Below are 5,624 nucleotides of genomic sequence, written 5' to 3'. Positions count from 1 at the left end.
CCTCGGCATGGCCGAGGCTGGCCGGCATTCGCGGTCTCCGTGCCAGCTAAGCTGCCACGGTGCCGCTCATGCCGGGCTTCAGTACGATCTTGGTCACTTCGTTCTGCTGGTCGTGGAACATCTTGTAGCCCTTGGGGGCGTCGGTCAGCGGCATCCGATGCGAGATCAGGAACTCGGTATCGATCTTGTCTTCCATGATCGCGTTGAGCAGCCCGGGCATGTAGTGCTGGACATGGGTCTGGCCGGTCTTGAGGGTCAGCCCCTTCTCCATGAACGCGCCGAGCGGGAACTTGTCGACCATGCCGCCATAGACGGCGGGCATCGACACCCGGCCGCCCTTGCAGCAGGCGATGATCGCCTGGCGGATCGAGTGCGGCCGGTCGGTGCCGAGGAAGGTCGACTTCTTGATCTGGTCGATGACGTTGTCGACGAAGAAGCCGTGCGCCTCCAGCCCTACCGAGTCGATCACCGCGTCGGGGCCGATGCCGCCGGTCATCTCCATAAGCGCCTCGTAGACGGCGCTGTCCTCGAAGTTGATCGCCTCCGCGCCGAACCGCTTCGCCAGCTCCAGCCGATGCGGGAAATGGTCGATCGCGATCACCCGCTCGGCTCCCATCAGGAACGCCGACTGCACCGCGAACAGCCCGACCGGGCCGCAACCCCAGACCGCGACCGTGTCGCCGGGCTCGATCTCGGCATATTCCGCCGCCTGCCAGCCGGTCGGCAGGATGTCGGACAGGAACAGCACCTTGTCGTCGGCGACGCCGTCGGGGATGACGATCGGGCCGACGTCGCTGAACGGCACGCGAACATATTCGGCTTGGCCGCCGGCATAGCCGCCGGTCATGTGGCTATAGCCGAACAGGCCGCTCATCGGCTGTCCGTACAGCGTCTGGGCGATGTCCTGGTTGTCGGCGGGCAGGCCGTTGTCGCACGCCGAATATTGGTGCTTGCCGCAATGGTAACAGGAGCCGCAGGCGATGGTGAAGGGCACCACCACGCGCTGGCCCTTCTTGAGGGTCGACTTCGCGCCGACCTCGACGACCTCGCCCATGAACTCGTGGCCGAGGATATCGCCTGACTGCATGGTCGGGATGTAGCCGTCGTAGAGGTGGAGGTCGGAGCCGCAGATCGCGGTCGACGTCACCTTGATGATGCAGTCGCGCGGGTTGACGATTTCGGGATCGTCGACCGTGTCCATGCGGACGTCATGACGTCCGTGCCAAGCCAGCGCCTTCACAGGCCCATCTCCTCGAACTGCTTGGGGTTCATCGCCGGGGTGGCGATCTCGCCGGTCTCCAGCAGCTGCTTGAAGCGGCGAAGATCGCGGCGCGCCTGGATGGCGGGTTCGCGCTGGAACATCTTGGCGATGACCTTGCCGATGATGCCGCCCGGCGGATCGTAGACGATCGTCGCCGTCACCACCGTGCCGCGCGCGCCGGCGTCTCGAAAGTCGATGCGGCCGCTATTGGCGACATCCGCACCCTCGGCCGAGGTCCAGGCGATCAGCTCGTCGGGGCGCTCCTCGGTGACGATCGCGTCCCACTCGACGGTACGGCCGGCGGGGGCCTTGACCACCCAGTGCGAGCGCTTGTCGTCAAGCACGTCGATGCGCTCGACATTCTCCATGAAGCTGGGCAGCTGGGCGAAGTCGCGGAAGCGGGCGAAGACCTCGGCGACCGGCTTGTTGATGGTGACGGACCGGCCGCTGATCTCGTTGCCCTGGGGCTCGATCCCTGCATCGGGCGCTCGCTCGGCGACATCGCTCAGCTTGGTCGCGGTGAGCGGCGCGTCATCGGAATGTGGGGCGTGATCCGCCATGCGAAGTCCTTCAGGATGTCCTGTGACAGAGCGCGTCGGGCGAAGCGCGGTTCCCGCCCCGATCGACAAAAACGCAAGCTTTTGATGCAGGTTAGCCGATAGTTGCGGCGGCCGGCGATTGTGTCGGGTCGGGACGGCGCGGGTTTAACCACCTTTGTCGCTGGCCTGATTCGTAAACGCGGCGTTAACGTCGGCATCATGACCGGACGCCACCGCACCAGCCGCCTTGTCCTCACCAACGAAGCCGCACGGCATCCCTTCCGCCGATCGCTGCCGCCGCCGGTGGTCGTACGGGCACGCAGCGACGATCAGGACTGGAAGCTGTTCCTGCTCAGCTTCGCCGCCTTCTTCACCTGCTTCTACACGTTTCTTTTGTAGCCCCGGGCTGCTGGAAGCTACGCCGGCTCGCGACATGGCCAGTGATGCCCGTCACAGGCAAGGTGCAGCCGCTGCGCGATCGCCGCCGCAGCGAGGCACATCACCACCCCCAGCAGCAGCAACTGACCGGTCGTCGCGCCGGCCGCCAGCATCAGGAACACGATCGCCGACCCTGCCGTCATCGCGCCTGAATTGACGACGTTGTTCGCCGCCACCGTGCGCGCGGTCTGGTCGTTGGGCACGGTGGTGGTCAGGAAGGCATAGAGCGGCACCACGAACATGCCCCCGAACACCGAGATGGCGAGTAGCGCCGCCAGCACCAGCGCCGCGCCGGGCCGGCTCAGGAACTGCCACACGCCGAAATAATGACCGGGCGCGGCCGGCGTCCAGTGATCCGTCGCCAGCCAGAAGGCGAACACCGCCGCGCCCATCGCGATCACCGAAGCCGGCGCGAACTTCGCCGAGACCCGCCCGCGGAGCATCGCGTTGATGATCACCGACCCCAGCGCGACGCCGATGGAGAACACCGCCAGCATCAGGCTGGCGACCGGGGCCTCGGCGGTCAGCACGTTCTTCACCAGCGGCGGGAAGACGATGATCAGCACGATGCCGATCGTCCAGAAGAAGCTGATCGCGCAGATCGCCAGGAACAGCCGCGGGATGTGCATCGTCGCCGAGATCAGCCGCCATGACGCGCGGACCACGTTCCAGTCGAGTGTCAGCTTCGGCCCCATCCGCGGTGCCCGCGGCACCGAGCGGCCCGCCACCAGCCCCGCCAGCGCCGCCGCCAGCACGCCGCACGCCACCGCCAACGTGTCGCGGAAGATGACGCCGGCCAGGATCGTCCCCAGCAGGATAGCGATATAGGTGCCCGCCTCGACCAGGCCGGTGCCGCCGAGCACGTCCTCCTTGCCCAGATGCTGCGGCAGGATCGCATATTTGACCGGGCCGAAGAAGGTCGAGTGGACGCCCATCCCGGCAACGGCGGTCAGCATCAGCACCAGCGGCAGCGTCACCGCGCCGGTGCGCGCCAGCAACAGCCCGGCGCTGCCGATCAGCATGATGCCGACCTCCGCCGCCTTCACCCAGCGCACCACCCGCGCCTTGTCGGTCGAATCCGCGATCTGTCCCGCCAGCGCGGAGAACAGGAAGAACGGCAGGATGAACAGCCCCGAAGCGAGGGTGTTGAAGAAGCTTTCCTGCCGCTGGTCGTGAAAGATCTGGTAGGTCGCGAACAGCACCATCGACTGCTTGAACAGGTTGTCGTTGAACGCGCCCAGGAACTGGGTCGTGAACAGCGGCAGGAACCGCCGCTGCTTCAACAGGCTCAGCGCGTTGATCATGCCTGCCGGTAGATCATGAGAATGTGACGGTTTCCCGATCGCTCGGCAGGCACTGCATGGCGCAAGCATACTCGACCCGCGACGGCGCGCCAATCGGCAAAAGCCAGTTTCGTTGTCGCGGGTTGCGGCGTAGAAGCCTTGGAATGTGGAGCCTGCCCAACCTGTTGACGCTGTCGCGGATCGTCGCGGTGCCGTTGCTGGTCGGGCTGCTGTGGTGGCCCGGCTGGCCGACCGGTTACGGCATCGCCTTCGGGCTCTATTGCCTGATGGGGATCACCGACTATTTCGACGGCTATCTGGCGCGAGCGAACGGCGCGGTGTCGCGGCTGGGTATCTTCCTAGACCCGATCGCCGACAAGATCATGGTCGCGGCGGTCGTCCTCATCCTGGTCAGCACCCGCGACATCGCCGGCTTCGACGTGATCGCGGCGCTGGTCATCCTGCTGCGCGAGATCGCGGTGTCGGGGCTGCGCGAATATCTGGCTCCGCTGCAGGTGTCGGTGCCGGTCTCGCGTCTCGCCAAGTGGAAGACGACGCTGCAGCTGGTTGCGCTCGGCGGGCTGATCCTGGCGGGAGCGCTGCCGGCGGCCGAGTGGATCGGCGTCGTCGGCCGGGTGTCGCTGTGGGGTGCGGCGGCGCTGACGCTGCTGACCGGCTGGGATTACCTGCGCGTCGGCCTGAAGCACATGGACTGAGCCGCAGCGATGCGGATGCTGTATTTTGCCTGGGTGCGCGAAGCGGTCGGAACGGGCGAGGAGCAGGTGACGCCGCCGGCGGAGGTGTCGACGATGGCCGACCTGATCGACTGGCTGAGCAAGGACGAGCCTCACGCCACCGCCTTCGCTGACCGCGACCGGTTGCGTACTGCGGTCGATGGTGTGTTCGCCGCGCTCGATGCGCCGATCGCGGGCGCCTCGGAGATCGCGATCTTCCCGCCGGTGACGGGCGGATGATCCGCGTCGTCGTTCAATCCGCCGCCATCGATCTCGCGGCCGAGCTGGAGGCGCTGGAACGTCACGGCGTCGGCGGCATCGCCACCTTTTCCGGGCTGGTCCGCGCCGACGATGGCGTCGACCTGCTGGAACTGGAGCATTACCCCGGCGCGACCGAGCGCGCGCTGGAGGCGGTCGCCGCCACCGCTGTCGAGCGCTGGTCGCTGGCCGCGGCCGTCATCATTCACCGCGTCGGCCCGATGCGGCCGGGCGAGCGGATCGTCTTCACCGCTGCCGCCGCCGCGCATCGCGCCGCGGCGCTGGAGGCGTGCGCCTACCTGATCGACCGGCTCAAAACCGACGCGCCGTTCTGGAAGCGCGAGCACCGCGGCGGCGAAGCACGCTGGGTCGAGGCCAGGCGCGGCGACGATCTCGCCGCCGCGCGCTGGCAGACGTGACGGCTATTGCAGCTTGGGCACCAGCACGCCGTTGACGACATGGACGACGCCGTTGGACTGCAGGACGTCGGGCGTCTCGACATAGCTCTTGTTGCCGGCGGGGTCGGTCAGCGTCACGACGTTGTTGGCATAGGTGACGGTGAGCGGCTGGCCGGCAACGGTGGTCAGCGTCGCGGTGCCGCCGCCCGCCTGCACCTTCGCCTGCAGGTCGGCCAGGGTCAGCTTGCCGGCGATGACGTGATAGGTCAGCACCTTGGTCAGCGTCGCCTTGTTGGCCGGCTTCAGCAGTGTGTCGAGCGTGCCTGGTGCCAGACGACCGAATGCGTCGTTGGTCGGCGCGAATACCGTAAACGGTCCCGGCCCCGACAGGGTTGCAACCAGGCCGGCCGCCTTTACCGCCGACACCAATGTGGTGAGGTTGGAGGCCGCCGACGCGTTCTCGACGATGGTCTTGGTCGGCAGCATCGGGGCGCCGCCGACAACCGGTGCGGCGGATGCCGGTGCAGCGGTAGACCGGGACGACCCGGCCGTATGCGCCCGAGGACGCCGCGAGCCCCTCGCCCGAGTGGCGACCCGAGGTGGACAGCAGTCGATCACAGCTGGAGGAGTATGCCGAGCACCGACCGCCGTCGGTCGCCCCGTCGTGTGTCCGCGCCCTCGACGCAGACCGCGTCGAACGGCACGTCCGCGTC

The 5,624-nt window shown here is 67.3% G+C and carries 8 protein-coding genes; 4 read left to right on the top strand and 4 right to left on the bottom strand.

Annotated features, from left to right (window positions below):
* Positions 1 to 46 precede the first annotated feature (46 nt).
* Together HUU96_RS10375 and HUU96_RS10370 are read right to left on the bottom strand one after the other, a co-directional pair.
* Positions 47 to 1,240: a zinc-dependent alcohol dehydrogenase gene (locus tag HUU96_RS10375; protein ID WP_174292733.1), complete on the bottom strand. Its 1,194-nt coding sequence runs from the start codon at positions 1,238 to 1,240 to the stop codon at positions 47 to 49.
* Positions 1,237 to 1,821: an SRPBCC family protein gene (locus HUU96_RS10370; protein WP_174292732.1), complete on the bottom strand. Its 585-nt coding sequence runs from the start codon at positions 1,819 to 1,821 to the stop codon at positions 1,237 to 1,239. The genes HUU96_RS10375 and HUU96_RS10370 overlap by 4 nt, the downstream gene beginning before the upstream one ends.
* 198 nt (positions 1,822 to 2,019) lie before the next feature.
* On the opposite strand from HUU96_RS10370, the gene HUU96_RS10365 reads away from it, so the two are divergent.
* Positions 2,020 to 2,199, top strand: coding sequence for a hypothetical protein (locus tag HUU96_RS10365; protein ID WP_174292731.1), 180 nt, complete (start codon positions 2,020 to 2,022; stop codon positions 2,197 to 2,199).
* 17 nt (positions 2,200 to 2,216) lie between these two features.
* On the opposite strand, the gene HUU96_RS10360 is transcribed toward HUU96_RS10365, so the two are convergent.
* Positions 2,217 to 3,542, bottom strand: coding sequence for an MFS transporter (locus HUU96_RS10360; RefSeq protein WP_174292730.1), 1,326 nt, complete (start codon positions 3,540 to 3,542; stop codon positions 2,217 to 2,219).
* A gap of 143 nt (positions 3,543 to 3,685) precedes the next feature.
* Here HUU96_RS10360 and pgsA point away from each other — a divergent pair, with 143 nt between their 5' ends.
* Genes pgsA through HUU96_RS10345 form a run of 3 tightly spaced genes read left to right on the top strand, consistent with a single transcriptional unit; the run spans position 3,686 to position 4,932 of the window.
* Positions 3,686 to 4,237: a CDP-diacylglycerol--glycerol-3-phosphate 3-phosphatidyltransferase gene (pgsA, locus tag HUU96_RS10355; RefSeq protein ID WP_174292729.1), complete on the top strand. Its 552-nt coding sequence runs from the start codon at positions 3,686 to 3,688 to the stop codon at positions 4,235 to 4,237.
* 9 nt (positions 4,238 to 4,246) lie between these two features.
* Entirely contained in the window at positions 4,247 to 4,495 is a 249-nt protein-coding gene (gene moaD / locus HUU96_RS10350; RefSeq protein ID WP_174292728.1) for a molybdopterin converting factor subunit 1, read from the top strand.
* Positions 4,492 to 4,932: a molybdenum cofactor biosynthesis protein MoaE gene (locus HUU96_RS10345; protein WP_174292727.1), complete on the top strand. Its 441-nt coding sequence runs from the start codon at positions 4,492 to 4,494 to the stop codon at positions 4,930 to 4,932. The genes moaD and HUU96_RS10345 overlap by 4 nt, the downstream gene beginning before the upstream one ends.
* 3 nt (positions 4,933 to 4,935) lie before the next feature.
* On the opposite strand, the gene HUU96_RS10340 is transcribed toward HUU96_RS10345, so the two are convergent.
* Entirely contained in the window at positions 4,936 to 5,529 is a 594-nt protein-coding gene (locus tag HUU96_RS10340; RefSeq protein WP_438827077.1) for a fasciclin domain-containing protein, read from the bottom strand.
* Between the last annotated feature and the right edge of the window lie 95 nt (positions 5,530 to 5,624).

This window comes from Sphingomonas bacterium, from assembly GCF_903644135.1.
Classification (GTDB): domain Bacteria; phylum Pseudomonadota; class Alphaproteobacteria; order Sphingomonadales; family Sphingomonadaceae; genus Sphingomonas.
Note: the sequence above shows the minus strand (reverse complement) of the source record. Positions and strands in the feature narration are given on the sequence as shown.